Raw genomic sequence first — 16,213 nt, 5'->3', positions numbered from 1 at the left:
TCGCCCTACGACTTCAGCATGTTGCGAAGTACGTACTGCAGGATGCCGCCGTTGCGGTAGTAGTCAGCCTCACCGGGGGTGTCGATGCGGACCACGGCGTCGAACTCCACGGCCTCGCCGTCTGATCCATTGTTTTTGGTGGCCTTCACGTGCACGGTCTTCGGCACTTTGCCGTCGTTGAGCGCCTCGATGCCGGTGATGTCGAAGGTCTCCGTGCCGTCCAACTTCAGCGAAGCGGCCGACTCACCCGCGGGGAACTGCAGCGGGATGACGCCCATGCCGATCAAGTTGGAGCGGTGGATTCGTTCGAACGACTCGGTGATGACCGCACGGACTCCGAGAAGGCTGGTGCCCTTCGCCGCCCAGTCCCGCGACGATCCCGAACCGTACTCCTTGCCGCCGAGCACGACCAGCGGGATGTCGGCTGCCGCGTAGTTCTGCGCAGCATCGTAGATGAACGCCTGTTCGCCGTCGTTGGTGAAATCTCGGGTATAGCCACCGGAGACGTCGTCGAGCAACTGGTTGCGCAGCCGGATATTGGCGAACGTGCCCCGGATCATCACTTCGTGGTTTCCGCGTCGTGACCCGTAGGAGTTGTAATTGGCTTTGTCTACGCCGTGCTCGTCGAGGTACTGCGCGGCGGGCGTGCCCGGCTTGATGTTGCCCGCGGGGGAGATGTGGTCGGTGGTAACCGAATCGCCCAGCAGCGCAAGCACTCTGGCACCGGTGATATCGGCCACCGGCTCCGGCTCGGCGGGCATGCCGTCGAAGTACGGCGGCTTGCGCACGTAGGTCGAGTTCTCGTCCCACTCGAACGTGTTGCCGCTCGGCGTCGGCAGGTTGCGCCACCGCTCGTCACCCTTGAACACGTCGGCATAGTTCTTGACGAACATCTCGGTGTTGATCGCCGACGCGATGGTGTCGTTGATGTCCTTCTGCGACGGCCAGATGTCCTTCAGGAAGACGTCGTTGCCGTCGGTGTCCTTACCAAGGGCGTCGGCTTCAAAGTCGAAGTCCATCGTGCCCGCCAGCGCGTAGGCGATCACCAACGGCGGAGACGCCAGATAGTTCATCTTCACGTCGGGGTTGATCCGGCCCTCGAAGTTGCGGTTGCCCGACAACACTGCGGTGACCGAGAGATCGGCATCGTTGATCGCCTTGCTGATGTCCTCCGGCAGCGGTCCGGAGTTGCCGATGCATGTGGTGCAGCCGTATCCCACGAGGAAGAAGCCGAGCTTCTCCAGATATGGCCACAGGCCCGCCTTGTCGTAGTAGTCGGTGACGACCTGGGAACCCGGCGCCATCGTCGTCTTCACCCACGGCTTGGACGTCAGGCCCCTGTCGACGGCGTTCTTCGCCAGCAGTGCGGCGCCGATCATCACCTCGGGGTTCGACGTGTTGGTGCACGACGTGATCGCCGCGATCACCACCGCGCCGTGGTCGATGATGCAGTCACCGCGCTCGGAGGATTCCACCTTCACCGGCTTGCTTGGCCTGCCCTGGGCGCCGTTGGCCGCCGAGACCACTTCCACCGCGCTCTCGTCGGCGAAGGACAGCGACACCGGATCGCTGGCGGGGAACGTCTCGTCGACGGCCTCGTCGACGTTGGTGTGCTCGGCGGGGTGGTTCTCCTCGACGTAGTTGTGAATGTCCTTGCGGAACGCGTTCTTGGCATCGTTGAGCGCGATGCGGTCCTGCGGACGTTTCGGTCCGGCGATCGACGGCACCACGTCGGACAGGTCCAGCTCGATGTACTCGGAGAACTTCGGTTCCCGGGACGGGTCGTGCCAGAGGCCCTGTTCTTTGGCGTAGGCCTCGACCAGTGCCAGCTGTTCGTCGCTGCGGCCGGTCAGCCTCAGGTAGTCGATTGTCACTTCGTCGATTGGGAAAATCGCTGCAGTGGAACCGAACTCGGGGCTCATGTTGCCTAGCGTTGCGCGGTTGGCCAGCGGCACCTCGGCGACGCCGTCGCCGTAGAACTCGACGAACTTGCCGACAACGCCGTGCTTGCGCAACATCTCGGTGACGGTGAGCACCACGTCGGTTGCGGTCACGCCGGGCTGTCGCTCACCGGAGAGCTTGAAGCCGACGACGCGCGGGATGAGCATCGACACCGGCTGGCCGAGCATGGCGGCCTCGGCCTCGATGCCGCCGACACCCCAGCCGAGCACACCGAGCCCGTTCTCCATCGTGGTGTGCGAATCGGTGCCGACGCAGGTGTCGCAATAGGCGACGCCGTCGCGCTCCATCACCACGCTGGCCAGGTATTCGATGTTGACCTGATGAACGATGCCGGTGCCGGGAGGGACCACCTTGAAGTCGTTGAAGGCGCCCTGGCCCCAACGCAGGAACTGGTACCGCTCACCGTTGCGTTCGTATTCGATCTCGACGTTGCGCTCGAACGCGTTCGCGGTTCCGAAGAGGTCGGCGATCACGGAGTGGTCGATCACCAGGTCGGCGGGTGCAAGCGGGTTGACCTTGTCGGGGTCCCCGCCGAGGTCGCCAACGGCCTCGCGCATGGTGGCCAGGTCGACGATGCACGGGACACCGGTGAAGTCCTGCATGATCACGCGGGCAGGGGTGAACTGGATCTCCACACTCGGATCGGCACTCGGGTCCCAGTTGGCGATGGCCTCGATGTGGTCGCTGGTGATGTTGGCGCCGTCCTCGGTGCGAAGCAGGTTCTCGGCGAGCACCTTGAGGCTGTAGGGGAGCTTCTCGGTGCCCGACACCGCGTCCAGGCGGTAGATCTCGTAGCTCTTGTCCCCGACCGCCAGCGTGTCGCGGGCTCCAAACGAATCTTTGCTGCTCACATCAACTCCCGGCTAAGTAATCGCCGCGACGGGCTGTGTCGGCGGCTCGGTTATTCTAACAGTACGCTTGTCCTGTAAAGCAAGCCCGGCTGCTTCCAGTCTTGTCCTTATGGGTGCGTGCTGCCACTCGTTGCGGCCGGTATCGCGTACGGTGCTCGTGTGCCCGGCCCGGACGTGATCCCGTTCCTCCCGTCGTATATCCCACCCGACGTCGATATGAACCAGGTGCTCGCCGACGTGCGCGACGACGGTGTGAGCGTGCCGCCCGCCGATGCGAAGGTCGTGCCCGAATTGCGACAGGTCGTCACCGACGCCCGCGCGCAGGGCATCGACCTCAAGATCGTGGTGATCGCGACCAATCCGCCGATCGACACCCCGCTGCGGGATATCGCAACCGAGGTGGGGGAGGCATACCCAGGCTCGACAGTGTTGGCGATGAGCCCGACATGGGCGGGGACCTACAGCCCGACTTTCGATCGGGTGACGCTGGAGGCCGGTCAAGATATCGCAAAGAACGGCGACCCGGTTGCGTCGTCGAAGAATTTCGTCAGCGAGTTGACGACGACGCATTTCCCGTGGACGGCATTCTCCGTAGTGCTCATCGTGCTGGTATTGGGCGCCGCTGTCGCGACGCGATTCCTGCAGGTCCGAAGCAGGCGCGACGCACCTGAGGTCGAGCCGCAAAAGGCGCAATAACGCCTGGCAGAACAGCCTCGCGAATTCGAATATCACCATTCGGTCACACTCCCTCTAATTACAGATATGTAATTTGTGACTAGAGTTTCTTTAGTGTCTGTTGTGACGTACGGTGCAGAAGGACCCACTGGTGTAGTTGTTGTTGGTGTGACTTCTGCGAGGAGACTTGAGTCGAATGAGACGCACGCCTCGCGCTCTCGCGTCCCTCGGCATCCTGTTGGCAACGGCGTTCTACACGCCGGGCGGTATAGCGGCCGCCGAGCCCAATGGTTCGGAGTCAATCGGTTCGCTCGTCGCCGCGATCGCGAACATCAACCAGCAGCTGCAAGAACTCGGCGCCGCCGTGCAGGCCAGGCAGGAGAGCGTCAACAAGGCCATCGTCGACGTCCAGACCGCGCGTGACAACGCCGCAGCGGCACAGGGCGATGTCGACGCAAGCAGGCACGCGGTGGACGACGCGGACGCGGCGATCAAGTCCGCGCAGAAGCGATTCGACACCTTTGCGGCGTCGACCTATGTCAACGGACCCTCGAGTTCCTATCTGACCGCAGTCGACCCAGCCGACATGATCGACACGGCTTCCGCCGGGCAAACGCTTGCGGCCAGCTCCCAGCAGGTGATGGCGGACCTGCAGCGGGCCCGTACCGAACAGGTCAACAAGGATTCCGCGGCACGGCTGGCCAAGCAGAAGGCCGACCAGGCCGCGGTCGACGCGCAGTCCAGTCAGGATGCGGCGGTGTCCATGCTGACATCGGCTCAGCAGACGTTTGCCGACCAGCAGGCTCAGCTTGACCAGCTGACCGCGCAGCGCACCGCCGCCCGGGCGAAGCTGGCCGAGGCCCGAACGTGGTCGGCCTCGGCGACGGGGCAGCCGAAACCCGCCGCACCGCTGGCGAACCCGGCGGCGGATTGGGATCGTGCCGCCGTCAAGCCCGCGCCCGGCGCGGCGAATTGGGACACGAGCCTGTGGGATCCGACGCTGCCTGCGATCCCGAGTGCGTTCGTCAGCGGCGATCCGATCGCGATCATCAACTCGGTGCTCGGTATGTCGTCCACCTCGGCGCAGTACACCGCCGACATGGGCCGAAACTTCCTGCGCAAGATGGGAATCCTGCCGACACCGACCGGCTACACCAACGGCGCGATTCCGCGCGTGTACGGCAGGCGGGCCGCCGAGTACGTCATCCGGCGTGCAGGCACCCAGCTGGGCGTGCCGTACTCATGGGGCGGCGGCAACGCGGCAGGCCCGAGCCGCGGCATCGACTCTGGTGCGGGCACAGTCGGTTTCGACTGCTCCGGGTTGATCCTCTATGCGTTCGCAGGCGTAGGCATCAAGCTGCCGCACTACTCGGGTTCGCAATACGACATGGGCCGCAAGATCCCGTCATCGCAGATGCGGCGCGGTGACGTCATCTTCTACGGACCGGGCGGAAGCCAGCACGTGACTCTGTACCTCGGCAACGGCCAGATGCTCGAGGCGCCGTTCACCGGTTCCCAGGTGAAGGTTTCGCCGGTGCGGACTAGCGGCATGACCCCCTACGTCGTCCGGTACATCGAATACTGATGCGAGGGATTCTGTTGAAATTCATGCGCCACAACGCTTTACGTGTTGCCAAGGTCATCGTTCCCGCACTGGCGGCGCTGGCTCTTTTGATTGGGTTTGCGGTGCAGGCGACGGCGGCACCCGATGACGGCCAGTGGGACCCGACGCTGCCCAAATTGCTCAGCGCGGGCGCGCCCGGTGACCCTGTCGCGATCGCCAATGCCTCGTTCGAGGCCACCCAGATGGCGATGCAGACCACCCAGAGCCTTGGCCAGAAGTTTCTGCAGAGCATCGGTCTCGGCGGAAGCAGTGGCGGCGCCAGCGCCGGAAGCGTCGGCGGTGTCGGCCGGGTTCGCGGACCTGAGGCGATCGAGTACGTGATTCGCCGAGGGGCCTCGCAGATGGGCGTGCCGTATTCATGGGGAGGCGGCACGCCCAGCGGGCCCAGCAAGGGCGTGGACTCCGGCGCGAACATCGTCGGCTACGACTGCTCGGGTTTCACCCGGTTCGCGTTCGCCGGCGTCGGGGTACTGATTCCCAAGTACTCGGGGGATCAGTACGACACCGGCCGCAAAGTGCCGCAGTCGCAGGCCAAACGAGGTGACCTGTTGTTCTGGGGTCCCGGTGGCAGCCAGCACGTCGCGATCTATCTCGGCGGCGGCAAGATGCTTGAGGCATCCGGCAGCGCAGGCAAAGTGACCGTCAGCCCGCTGCGGACGGCAGGCCTTCAGCCGTATCTAGCCCGCATGATCGAATCCTGAGCTTGGCCTGAGCAGACCCTGAGCAGTCCCGGGCAACGTCGACGGATTCAGTAGTGCCTGGAATAGTTGACGGCGGGCACCCCGCCCGCGACGCACGACCTGCGTCTTTACCAGTACAACGTAAGAGGATGTCGATGACGTCAGCAGGTGGGCCGCAGGGCCCGGCGCAGGGTTATCCCCCGAACACCCAAGGCGGCCCTCCGCCGCCCGCGAACTCCGGGGGCCTGCAATCCGAGGTGCACACCCTGGAACGCGCCATCTTCGAGGTCAAGCGCATCATCGTGGGTCAGGACCTACTGGTCGAGCGCATGCTGGTCGGCCTGCTCGCGAAGGGCCACGTGCTGCTCGAGGGCGTGCCGGGCGTCGCCAAGACGCTCGCCGTCGAGACCTTCGCCAAGGTCGTCGGCGGCACCTTCGCCCGCATCCAGTTCACCCCGGACCTTGTGCCCACCGACATCGTCGGCACCCGGATCTACCGCCAGGGCAAGGAGGAGTTCGACATCGAACTCGGCCCCGTCGTGGTGAACTTCCTGCTCGCCGACGAGATCAACCGTGCCCCCGCAAAGGTGCAGTCCGCGCTGCTGGAGGTCATGGCCGAGCGCAAGATCTCCATCGGCGGCAAGACCTTCCCCCTGCCCGCCCCGTTCCTGGTAATGGCGACGCAGAACCCGATCGAACAGGAGGGCGTCTACGCGCTGCCCGAGGCGCAGCGTGACCGCTTCCTTTTCAAGCTGAACATCGACTACCCGACGCCAGAGGAAGAGCGCGAAATCGTCTACCGGATGGGTGTCAAGCCGCCGGAACCCAAGCAGGTTCTCGCTCCCGGTGACCTGCTGCGGTTGCAGGACGTCGCGGCCAATACGTTCGTTCACCACGCGCTGGTCGACTACGTCGTGCGCATCGTCACCGCGACCCGCGCGCCGGAGAAGTTCGGGATGCCCGACGCGCAGGCGTGGATCGCCTACGGCGCATCGCCGCGCGCCTCGCTCGGCATCATCGCCGCCTCCCGCGCACTGGCATTGGTCCGCGGACGCGACTACGTGATCCCGCAGGACGTCGTCGAGGTCATTCCTGATGTGCTGCGGCACCGCCTTGTGCTCACCTACGATGCGCTGGCCGACGAGATCTCCGCGGAAACCGTGATCAACCGGATCATGCAGACCGTGGCGCTGCCGCAGGTGAATGCCATTCCGCAACAGGGGCATTCGGTGCCACCCGTCGTGCCCGCCGCAGCTGCCGCGGCTAGCGGTCGGTGACCAGCTCACGACGCCAGGTCGACCTGCCGTCACTGAAGCGTGGGGAGATCCGTGACCCGGCGCTGACTGCGGCGCTGCGAAAGCTGGAGCTGACGGTGCGTCGCAAGCTCGACGGCGTCCTGCACGGAGACCACCTCGGGCTGCTACCAGGTCCGGGCTCCGAGCCGGGCGAGTCTCGGCTCTACCAGCCCGGCGACGACGTGCGCCGGATGGATTGGTCGGTTACCGCGCGAACCACACACCCACATGTGCGCCAGATGATCGCCGACCGCGAGCTGGAAACCTGGCTGGTGGTGGACATGTCGGCCAGCCTCGATTTCGGAACCACCGGATGCGAGAAGCGTGACCTCGCGGTGGCCGCCGCCGCGGCGATCACCTTTCTGAACAGCGGCGGCGGCAACCGGATCGGCGCGATCATCGCCAACGGCGACTCGGTTCGGCGGGTGCCCGCGCTGTCGGGCCGGATGCACGAGCAGGAGATGCTGCGCACCATCGCGACCATGCCGAAGGCGCCCACCGGTGTGCGAGGCGATCTCTCCGCCGCCATCGACGCGTTGCGCAGGCCGGAGCGGCGCCGGGGCATGGCGGTGATAATCAGCGACTTCCTCGGCCCGATCAACTGGATGCGGCCGCTGCGGGCAATCGCGGGTCGGCATGAGGTCCTCGGCATCGAGGTGATCGACCCTCGCGACGTCGAACTGCCACCCGTCGGCGACGTCATCCTGCAGGACACCGAATCCGGTGTGACGCGCGAATTCACGATCGACGAAGAACTGCGCTCCGACTTCGAGAGGGCTGCGGCCGCGCACCGCGAGGAGGTGGCGCGGACTCTGCGCCGCTGTGATGCGCCTCTGTTGACCCTTCGCACCGACCGGGACTGGATAGCCGACGTGGTCCGGTTCGTAGCCAACCGGCGCCGAGGAGCGCTGGCCGGCCGCGCATAACCCGACGAAATGACAACTGCCACATGACATTACCGTTGCTCGGACCGATGACGTTTTCCGGTTTCGAACACGCTTGGTTCTTCCTTTTTCTCTTGGCTGTTCTCGGGATCGTGGCGCTGTACATCATCGTTTCGTTGGCCCGTCAACGACGGATGCTGCGCTTCGCCAACATGGAGTTGCTGGAAAGCGTTGCGCCCAAACGGCCTACCCGGTGGCGACACCTGCCCGCGATCCTGTTGGTGCTCTCCCTGGTGTTGCTCACCGTCGCGATGGCCGGGCCGACGAACGACGTCCGGATCCCTCGCAACCGCGCCGTGGTCATGCTGGTGATCGATGTGTCACAGTCCATGCGCGCCACCGACGTGTCACCGAATCGCCTGGCGGCCGCGCAGGAGGCTTCCAAGCAGTTCGCCGATGAGCTGACGCCGGGCATCAACCTCGGTCTGATCGCGTTCGCGGGCACCGCCACCGTACTGACGTCGCCCACCACCAACCGCGAAGCGACCAAGAACGCGATCGACAAATTGCAGTTGGCCGACCGCACGGCAACCGGCGAGGGCATCTTCACGGCCCTGCAGGCCATCGCCACCGTCGGCGCAGTGCTCGGCGGTGGTGACGAACCGCCGCCCGCGCGGATCGTGTTGTTCTCCGACGGCAAGGAGACCGTGCCGTCGAATCCGGACAACCCGAAGGGCGCGTTCACCGCCGCCCGCACCGCCAAGGATCAGGGTGTGCCGATCTCGACCATCTCGTTCGGCACGCCGTACGGCTATGTGGAGATCAACGATCAGCGCCAGCCGGTGCCCGTCGACGACGACATGCTGCGCAAGATAGCCGAATTGTCCGGCGGCGAAGCGTACACAGCGTCCAGCCTGGACCAGCTGCGCGAGGTGTACTCGAACCTTCAGCAGCAGATCGGTTACGAGACGATCAAGGGTGACGCCAGTGCGGGCTGGCTACGGCTCGGCGCTTTGATCCTGGCCCTTTCGGCGCTGGCAGCCATGCTGCTCAACCGCCGACTACCCAACTAGGAACGGAAATGGCAAGCAGCGCATGACGTTACCAGTGCTCGGACCGATGACGCTGACGGGCTTCGAACACGCCTGGTTCTTCCTGTTCCTGCTTGTCGTGGCGGGGCTGGTGGGGCTCTACATCGCCATGCAGGCGGCCCGGCGTAAGAGGTTGTTGCGGTTCGCCAACACGGAATTGCTGGAAAGCGTCTCGCCAAGACGGCCGTCCCGGTGGCGGCATCTGGCGACGATCCTGTTGGTGTTGTCGCTGGTGATGCTCACGATCGCGATGGCAGGCCCCACCCGCGACGTCCGCATTCCCCGTAACCGCGCCGTGGTCATGCTGGTGATCGACGTATCGCAGTCGATGCGGGCCACCGACGTGGCGCCAAGCCGGCTGGCTGCCACCCAGGAAGCGGCCAAGCAGTTCATCGATCAGATGACGCCGGGGATCAACCTTGGGCTCATCTCCTACGCCGGGACCGCCACCGTGCTGGTGTCGCCGACCACCAACCGTGACGCATCCAAGAATGCGATCGACAAGCTGCAGGTGGCAGACCGAACCGCGACCGGGGAGGCCATTTTTACTGCGTTGCAGGCCATCTCCACCGTCGGTGCGGTGATCGGCGGGGGTGACACACCACCACCCGCCCACATCGTGCTGATGTCCGACGGCAAGGAGACCGTGCCGTCGAATCCAGACAATCCGAAGGGCGCCTACACGGCGGCCCGCACCGCCAAGGATCAGGGTGTGCCGATATCGACGGTGTCGTTCGGCACCCCCTACGGCACCGTTGACATGAACGGCCAGCAGACGCCGGTGCCCGTCGACGACGCGATGTTGAAGAAGATCGCCGAACTGTCCAAGGGGGAGAGCTACACCGCATCGAACCTCGAGGAACTCAAGGAGGTTTTCACCAACCTGCAGGAGCAGATCGGCTACGAGACACAGAAGGGCGACGCTGGCACCGGTTGGTTGCGGCTCGGCGCTTTGGTGCTGGCATTGGCTGCGGTTGCGGCATTGTTGATCAACCGGCGACTACCTAACTAGAACAATCCCCGTCGCATCGCTCTACCGTCCGTAAGGCGATTTCTTAGGACTGGTCGACACACGTTAAGTTGGCGGGCATGACCGATAGCGCTGCGGCCGAGACGGCAGGCCAAACGGTTGGCGGCCGTCCCCCTTTCGTCTCCCGGTCGGTGCTGGTCACCGGTGGAAACCGGGGCATAGGCCTTGCCATCGCCAAGCGGCTTGCCGCCGACGGTCACAAGGTGGCCGCCACCCATCGTGGGTCCGGGGTGCCCGACGGGCTGTTCGGTGTCGAGTGCGATATCACCGACACTGACGCCGTCGACCGCGCCTTCGCCGAGGTCGAGGAACACCAGGGCCCGGTCGAGGTGCTTGTGGCCAACGCAGGTGTCGCCGCGGACGCATTCCTCATGCGGATGACCGTGGAGAAGTTCGAGAAGGTCATCGATGCGAACCTCACCGGGGCGTTCCGGGTGGCCCAGCGCGCCTCGCGCAGCATGCAGCGAAAGCGGTTCGGCCGGATGATTTTCGTTGGCTCGGTCTCCGGCACATGGGGGGTAGGCAACCAAGCGAACTACGCTGCTTCCAAGGCCGGCCTGATCGGTATGGCACGCTCGATCGCCAGGGAGCTGACGAAGGCCGGTGTCACGGCGAACGTGGTAGCACCTGGCTATATCGACACCGACATGACCCGCGCGCTGGACGAGCGGATCCAAGAGGGGGCATTGGGGTTCGTCCCGGCCAAGCGGGTTGGCACCGCCGACGAGGTCGCCGGGGTGGTCAGCTTTCTGGCGTCCGAAGATGCCAGCTACATTTCCGGTGCAGTTATCCCTGTCGACGGCGGCATGGGCATGGGCCACTGACTCTTCGATAGAGAGAGAAGGACTTTTCACATGGCAGGACTGCTCGAAGGCAAACGAATTCTGGTGACGGGGATCATCACCGACTCGTCGATCGCGTTCCACATCGCGAAGGTTGCGCAGGAGTCCGGTGCCCAGCTGGTGCTCACCGGCTTCGACCGGATGAAGCTGGTCCAGCGCATCGCCGACCGGCTGCCGGAGAAGGCGCCGTTACTCGAGCTCGACGTCCAGAATCAGGAGCATCTCGACTCGTTGGCCGGCCGGGTCACCGAGGTGATCGGCGATGGCAACAAGCTCGACGGCGTCGTGCACTCCATCGGCTTCATGCCGCAGACCGGAATGGGCATCAACCCGTTCTTCGACGCGCCCTACGAGGATGTCGCCAAGGGCATTCATATCTCGGCGTTCTCGTACGCGTCGCTGGCCAAGGCCACGCTGCCGGTTCTGAACCGTGGCGGCTCGATCGTCGGTATGGACTTCGACCCGACCCGTGCCATGCCAGCCTACAACTGGATGACGGTCGCCAAGAGCGCACTGGAGTCGGTGAACCGGTTTGTGGCGCGCGAAGTCGGACCCATGGGAGTGCGGTCGAATCTCGTTGCGGCTGGCCCGATTCGGACGCTTGCCATGAGCGCCATCGTGGGCGGCGCACTCGGCGCCGATGCCGGCGACCAGATTCGCCTGCTCGAGGAGGGCTGGGACCAGCGCGCGCCCGTCGGCTGGGACATGAAGGATCCGACGCCGGTTGCCAAGACCGTGTGCGCCCTGCTGTCCGACTGGCTGCCCGCCACCACCGGGACCGTCGTCTACGCCGATGGTGGCGCCCACACCCAGCTTCTCTAGATGGTGTGATGAGCCCATCGGGCGAAGAGTCAACCGGCCCCGTCGACGGCATCCTGTTGCTGTCCTTCGGCGGCCCGGAGGCGCCCGAGGATGTGATGCCGTTCCTGGAGAACGTCACTCGCGGCAGGGGCATCCCGAGGGAGCGACTCGCCGTGGTTGCCCAGCACTACCTGCATTTCGGCGGGGTATCACCGATCAACGGCATCAACCGCGCGCTGATCGCCCAGCTGGAGGCCGAACTAGCCGATCGCGGCCATGATGTGCCGGTGTACTTCGGCAACCGTAACTGGGAGCCATATGTCGAGGACACGGTTGCGGCTATGCGCGACAACGGTATTCGTCGCGCGGCGGTGTTCACCACGTCGGCATGGGGCGGGTACTCCAGCTGCACACAGTACAACGAGGACATCGCCCGCGGCCGCGCGGCCGCCGGTGACCGCGCGCCCGAACTGGTCAAACTTCGCCAGTACTTCGACCATCCGCTGTTCGTGCAGATGTTCGTCGAGGCGATCGCCGACGCGGCACTGACACTGCCCGCTGAGCTTCGTCAGGACGCCCGGCTGGTGTTCACCGCGCACTCCATTCCGCTTGCGGTCCGGTCCCGCTGTGGCACAGATCTTTACGCCCGCCAGGTCGCCTACGCGTCGCGGCTGGTCGCGACGGCGGCCGGATACGCCGACTACGACCAGGTGTGGCAGTCGCGGTCCGGGCCTCCCGCGGTGCCGTGGCTGGAACCCGACGTGGCCGATCATCTGTCGGCCCTCGCCGACGCGGGCACCAAGGCCGTCATCGTCTGTCCGATCGGCTTCGTCGCCGACCACATCGAGGTGGTGTGGGATCTCGACTACGAACTGAGTGCACTGGCCAAGGAGCGCGGCGTCGCCTTCGCCAGGGTCGCCACCCCCAATGCCGACCGCCGGTTCGCGCGGCTGGCGGTCGATCTGATCGACGAGCTGCGCGACGACCGCGAACCATCCCGCTTCGAGGGCCCACGAGGCGTGGAAGCCCCTCCGCTCCGGGGAGTTTCGATCAACGGGGCGCTGTGCACGCCGGAGTGTGGGGACCCTAGCGCCAGGCCGACTCAATGATGGCGTTGATCGCCGCCAGCCGAGCCGAGCGCACGACCGCGGATAAGGGCCGCAGCGCCTCGTTGGCGATCTGAGCCTCCGATGAGCTCTGCAGGCCGATCGGCATCAAACCCGAACTGACCGTGACGATGGCGTCGATGTGCGCGGCGTTCTCGAGCACCCGAAGCGCGCGCGACGGGGCATGGTCGGGTGCCTGGTGCTGACCTGAGGACTCCATCACCTGTTCGACGAGCTTGCGTGGATCGGCGACGTCCAGGCCCCCCGCTTCGGCGCGAAGGGCGCCAAGCGCATCGGCCGCCGACCGAACCGCCGACCGCAGCGCGAACTCCGCATCGCCGAGGTCGACGTGCTCGGCGATCGGCGCCTCAGGCAGCGAATACACCGTCCAGCTCAGACCGGCCACCTCGGCCTCTTCGGATTCGTCGAAGCCGTCCGAGTCGTCATACTCGAAGTCGGGGACCAGGCCGACCGCCGGTGACGACGGACCGCCGTTGATCATGATGGCCTCGCCAACGGTGACCGCGTCGCGCTGAAACTGGGTCCCCGCGGGCAGTCCGCGGACATCGCCGGGTACCGGCAGCACGACGGAGATCGCCGGTGCGCCGACCGGAACACCTGCCGCGGTGCGCAGGGTCTGCAGCAGCGACATGGTCCCGAAGTGGTTGACATCCGGCCAGGGCAGGCCGGTCCTACCGGCCGCCACGGCATCGTAGGCGGTCACCGAATGTCTTGGCGCCCATTGCGATAACGCATCGAGGACGTCATCGGGCGCGGCGGCACCCGCGAGCCAGGCATTGGCCCACACCGACAGCGAGACACTAGGGCACCACATAATGCTCGCAGTGTAATAGTTCGCCGCTGGTTGAGCGGATCACGCGCTAGGCTTTCGGCATGCCTGTTTGGTTGATCTGGCTAATCGCCGCGTTGGGCTTGGCCGGAGCAGAGGCGCTGACCGGCGACCTCTTTCTGCTGATGCTCAGCGGTGGAGCGCTGGCAGCCGTCGGGTCGAACCTGATCTTCGACAACTACGTGATCGACGGCATCGTTTTCATGGTCGTCTCGGTGCTTTTGCTGGTGCTGGTGCGGCCGGCGCTGAAACGCCGCTTCACCGAGGGCACCGGACTGTTGGACCGCCCGAAAGAGCTGGAAGGCAAGAGTGCGATGGTGCTCGACCGCGTGGGACGCCACGAAGGTCAGGTGAAGCTCGACAACGAGGTCTGGACGGCGCGGCCGTTGAACGAGGACGATGTCTACGAACCGGGCGACCACGTCACCGTCGTGCGCATCGACGGCGCCACCGCGGTGGTTCAGAAAGTCGTCTAGAGAAGCCTGGACAACTAGGGAAGGAACCCCACAATGGACGGTGCCGTCGCAGGCCTGATCCTCGTCGGCGTGCTGGTCGTGTTCGCGGCCATCATCGTCGCCAAGTCGATAGCCCTGATCCCGCAGGCCGAGGCGGCGGTGATCGAAAGGCTTGGCCGCTACAGCAAGACGGTTTCGGGCCAGCTGACGCTTCTGCTGCCGTTCATCGACAGGATCCGCGCCAGGGTGGATCTCCGCGAGCGCGTGGTGTCGTTTCCGCCGCAGCCGGTGATCACCGAGGACAACCTGACGGTCAACATCGACACCGTCGTGTACTTCCAGGTCACCAACCCGCAGGCGGCGGTCTACCAGATCAGCAACTACATCGTCGGCGTCGAGCAGCTGACCACCACGACGCTGCGGAACGTGGTCGGCGGTATGACGCTGGAGCAGACGCTGACCTCCCGCGACCAGATCAACGGTCAGTTGCGCGGTGTGCTCGACGAAGCCACCGGCCGGTGGGGGCTGCGGGTGGCGCGCGTCGAGCTGCGCAGCATCGACCCGCCGCCGTCGATCCAGGATTCGATGGAAAAGCAGATGCGGGCCGACCGCGAGAAGCGGGCGATGATCCTGACGGCGGAGGGCAGCCGAGAGGCGGCGATCAAGCAGGCCGAGGGCCAGAAGCAGGCGCAGATCCTGTCCGCCGAGGGCGCCAAGCAGGCCGCGATTCTGGCCGCGGAGGCCGACCGGCAGTCGCGCATGCTGCGGGCGCAGGGTGAACGAGCGGCGTCATACCTGCAGGCGCAGGGGCAGGCGAAAGCGATCGAGAAGACCTTCGCTGCGATCAAGGCGGGCAGGCCGACTCCGGAGATGCTGGCCTACCAGTATCTGCAGACCCTGCCGCAGATGGCCAAGGGCGAGGCGAACAAGGTCTGGCTGGTGCCGAGCGACTTCGGGTCCGCGCTGGAGGGCTTCACGAGGATGCTTGGCGCGCCCGGCGAGGACGGCGTCTTCCGCTACACGCCGTCTCCGGTCGAGGAGAACCTGCCGAAGCCGGAGGACGACTCCGACGAGGTTGCCGAGTGGTTCACCACGCAGACGGATCCAGCAATAGCTGAAGCCGTCGCCAAGGCCGAGGCCGACGCGCGCAAGCCGGTGCCAGGTGTGCTCAGCGCGGGCCCGGAACGTGGCAGGCCGGACGATCCGCTGCCGCCTATGCAGTATCCGCCGCTGTCGCAGCAGCGGCAGGATGGTCCACCCCAGTCGCCGGGTCGGCACAGCGGTTAGCCGGGCCTTCGTCGAGACGGTGGTGGCGCGGGTAGGTGCGGATCTCGTAAACCAGGCCCGCGACACCAAGACTCGCGGTGAACAACGACACGAGGATCAAAAGCGGGCTGATGTGGTTGGTGAGCGCATCGCCGAGGATGACGACCGCGGCGGTGCCGGGCAACAGGCCCGCCAGTGTCGCCCACGTGTACGGCAGCACCCGCACGGCGGAGGCGGCCGCGGTGTAGTTGAGCACCGAGAACGGGACGGCCGGGATCAGCCGCATCGACATGACGGTCGGCCAGCCGCGCTGGCGCAGCCGGGCGTCGAGGGCCTTGACCCGCGGATGGGGGACAATCCGGTCGAGCCGCCAGCCGGCGGCGCGGACCAGAAACAATGCGGCCACGGCGCTGATCGTGCTGGCGACGACCGCGATCCCGATGCCGAGCCAGGGGCCGAAAAGAAGGCCAGAGGCCAGCGTGAACGCGGTGCGGGGGAACGGAAACACCGTCACGACGATGTGTGCGGCAAGATACACCAGCGGGAACCATGGACCCACCGACGTCGCCCAGTCCCGTAGCTGCACGGCGCCCGGCCGCGGCACCAGCAACAGAATTGCGACCAGAATCACAATTGTCGCCGCGATGGCGGCCAACTGGCGCCGGGGAACCTGCTTGGCCGTCCAAATCACCGCGACGCGCAGCGCTGCGAGGGTGCTGACGACGGACTTCACGCCTACCAAGACTACGGCCAACGCGGTGATAACTCGCCCCACGCGGGTTGCGCGTCGGCCGCCCGGCG

At 65.6% G+C, this 16,213-nt stretch carries 15 protein-coding genes; 12 read left to right on the top strand and 3 right to left on the bottom strand.

Going from position 1 to position 16,213, the window contains the following annotated elements; all coding sequences use genetic code 11:
* Positions 1–5: 5 nt before the first annotated feature.
* Positions 6–2,813, bottom strand: a complete 2,808-nt coding sequence (acnA, locus tag D6M19_RS16920; protein ID WP_123026390.1) for an aconitate hydratase AcnA — start codon at positions 2,811–2,813, stop codon at positions 6–8.
* A 159-nt stretch (positions 2,814–2,972) separates the two neighbouring features.
* Here acnA and D6M19_RS16915 point away from each other — a divergent pair, with 159 nt between their 5' ends.
* The 10 genes from D6M19_RS16915 to D6M19_RS16870 all read left to right on the top strand — a co-directional run bounded on the left by D6M19_RS16915 (position 2,973) and on the right by D6M19_RS16870 (position 12,844).
* Positions 2,973–3,509, top strand: coding sequence for an Rv1476 family membrane protein (locus tag D6M19_RS16915; protein WP_123026461.1), 537 nt, complete (start codon positions 2,973–2,975; stop codon positions 3,507–3,509).
* A 175-nt stretch (positions 3,510–3,684) separates the two neighbouring features.
* Positions 3,685–5,073, top strand: a complete 1,389-nt coding sequence (gene ripA / locus D6M19_RS16910; protein ID WP_123026389.1) for an NlpC/P60 family peptidoglycan endopeptidase RipA — start codon at positions 3,685–3,687, stop codon at positions 5,071–5,073.
* Positions 5,074–5,096: 23 nt separating this feature from the next.
* Positions 5,097–5,813, top strand: a complete 717-nt coding sequence (gene ripB / locus D6M19_RS16905) for an NlpC/P60 family peptidoglycan endopeptidase RipB (RefSeq protein WP_123026460.1) — start codon at positions 5,097–5,099, stop codon at positions 5,811–5,813.
* 134 nt (positions 5,814–5,947) lie between these two features.
* Positions 5,948–7,069 carry a chaperone MoxR1 gene (gene moxR1, locus D6M19_RS16900; RefSeq protein WP_234834898.1) on the top strand — a complete coding sequence of 374 codons (1,122 nt, stop codon included), beginning with the start codon at positions 5,948–5,950 and terminating at the stop codon, positions 7,067–7,069.
* The gene (locus tag D6M19_RS16895; RefSeq protein WP_123026387.1) at positions 7,066–8,013 is read left to right on the top strand and encodes a DUF58 domain-containing protein; all 948 of its coding nucleotides are present in this window, start codon (positions 7,066–7,068) and stop codon (positions 8,011–8,013) included. The genes moxR1 and D6M19_RS16895 overlap by 4 nt, the downstream gene beginning before the upstream one ends.
* 23 nt (positions 8,014–8,036) lie before the next feature.
* Positions 8,037–9,044 (top strand): VWA domain-containing protein, encoded by a 1,008-nt coding sequence (locus D6M19_RS16890; RefSeq protein ID WP_123026386.1) that lies wholly within the window; start codon positions 8,037–8,039, stop codon positions 9,042–9,044.
* A 22-nt stretch (positions 9,045–9,066) separates the two neighbouring features.
* On the top strand, positions 9,067–10,074 hold the full coding sequence (locus tag D6M19_RS16885; RefSeq protein WP_123026385.1) for a VWA domain-containing protein: 1,008 nt from the start codon (positions 9,067–9,069) through the stop codon (positions 10,072–10,074).
* Positions 10,075–10,151: 77 nt separating this feature from the next.
* On the top strand, positions 10,152–10,916 hold the full coding sequence (gene fabG1, locus D6M19_RS16880) for a 3-oxoacyl-ACP reductase FabG1 (protein WP_123026384.1): 765 nt from the start codon (positions 10,152–10,154) through the stop codon (positions 10,914–10,916).
* Between the two features lie 30 nt (positions 10,917–10,946).
* On the top strand, positions 10,947–11,756 hold the full coding sequence (inhA, locus tag D6M19_RS16875) for an NADH-dependent enoyl-ACP reductase InhA (protein ID WP_123026383.1): 810 nt from the start codon (positions 10,947–10,949) through the stop codon (positions 11,754–11,756).
* A gap of 8 nt (positions 11,757–11,764) precedes the next feature.
* Positions 11,765–12,844: a ferrochelatase gene (locus D6M19_RS16870; RefSeq protein ID WP_123026459.1), complete on the top strand. Its 1,080-nt coding sequence runs from the start codon at positions 11,765–11,767 to the stop codon at positions 12,842–12,844.
* On the opposite strand, the gene D6M19_RS16865 is transcribed toward D6M19_RS16870, so the two are convergent.
* The gene (locus D6M19_RS16865; RefSeq protein WP_123026382.1) at positions 12,822–13,676 is read right to left on the bottom strand and encodes an Rv1486c family protein; all 855 of its coding nucleotides are present in this window, start codon (positions 13,674–13,676) and stop codon (positions 12,822–12,824) included. The genes D6M19_RS16870 and D6M19_RS16865 overlap by 23 nt on opposite strands.
* 59 nt (positions 13,677–13,735) lie before the next feature.
* On the opposite strand from D6M19_RS16865, the gene D6M19_RS16860 reads away from it, so the two are divergent.
* Positions 13,736–14,167 carry an NfeD family protein gene (locus tag D6M19_RS16860; RefSeq protein WP_123026381.1) on the top strand — a complete coding sequence of 144 codons (432 nt, stop codon included), beginning with the start codon at positions 13,736–13,738 and terminating at the stop codon, positions 14,165–14,167.
* A gap of 33 nt (positions 14,168–14,200) precedes the next feature.
* Positions 14,201–15,433, top strand: coding sequence for an SPFH domain-containing protein (locus tag D6M19_RS16855; protein ID WP_123026380.1), 1,233 nt, complete (start codon positions 14,201–14,203; stop codon positions 15,431–15,433).
* On the opposite strand, the gene D6M19_RS16850 is transcribed toward D6M19_RS16855, so the two are convergent.
* Entirely contained in the window at positions 15,360–16,145 is a 786-nt protein-coding gene (locus D6M19_RS16850; RefSeq protein WP_123026379.1) for a TVP38/TMEM64 family protein, read from the bottom strand. The two genes, D6M19_RS16855 and D6M19_RS16850, sit on opposite strands and share 74 nt — an antisense overlap.
* Positions 16,146–16,213 lie beyond the last annotated feature (68 nt).

It is taken from the genome of Mycolicibacterium stellerae, assembly GCF_003719305.1.
GTDB classification, from domain to species: domain Bacteria; phylum Actinomycetota; class Actinomycetes; order Mycobacteriales; family Mycobacteriaceae; genus Mycobacterium; species Mycobacterium stellerae.
This window is presented reverse-complemented; position numbering and strand designations above follow the sequence as displayed.

Bases quoted from the DNA above. Each gene is read 5' to 3' on its own strand.
- D6M19_RS16860 (WP_123026381.1), top strand. From the start codon at position 13,736: ATGCCTGTTTGGTTGATCTGGCTAATCGCCGCGTTGGGCTTGGCCGGA.
- D6M19_RS16870 (WP_123026459.1), top strand. From the start codon at position 11,765: ATGAGCCCATCGGGCGAAGAGTCAACCGGCCCCGTCGACGGCATCCTG.
- D6M19_RS16890 (WP_123026386.1), top strand. From the start codon at position 8,037: ATGACATTACCGTTGCTCGGACCGATGACGTTTTCCGGTTTCGAACAC.
- inhA (WP_123026383.1), top strand. From the start codon at position 10,947: ATGGCAGGACTGCTCGAAGGCAAACGAATTCTGGTGACGGGGATCATC.
- D6M19_RS16855 (WP_123026380.1), top strand. From the start codon at position 14,201: ATGGACGGTGCCGTCGCAGGCCTGATCCTCGTCGGCGTGCTGGTCGTG.
- D6M19_RS16865 (WP_123026382.1), bottom strand. From the start codon at position 13,676: ATGTGGTGCCCTAGTGTCTCGCTGTCGGTGTGGGCCAATGCCTGGCTC.
- ripB (WP_123026460.1), top strand. From the start codon at position 5,097: ATGCGCCACAACGCTTTACGTGTTGCCAAGGTCATCGTTCCCGCACTG.
- moxR1 (WP_234834898.1), top strand. From the start codon at position 5,948: ATGACGTCAGCAGGTGGGCCGCAGGGCCCGGCGCAGGGTTATCCCCCG.
- ripA (WP_123026389.1), top strand. From the start codon at position 3,685: ATGAGACGCACGCCTCGCGCTCTCGCGTCCCTCGGCATCCTGTTGGCA.
- fabG1 (WP_123026384.1), top strand. From the start codon at position 10,152: ATGACCGATAGCGCTGCGGCCGAGACGGCAGGCCAAACGGTTGGCGGC.
- D6M19_RS16885 (WP_123026385.1), top strand. From the start codon at position 9,067: ATGACGTTACCAGTGCTCGGACCGATGACGCTGACGGGCTTCGAACAC.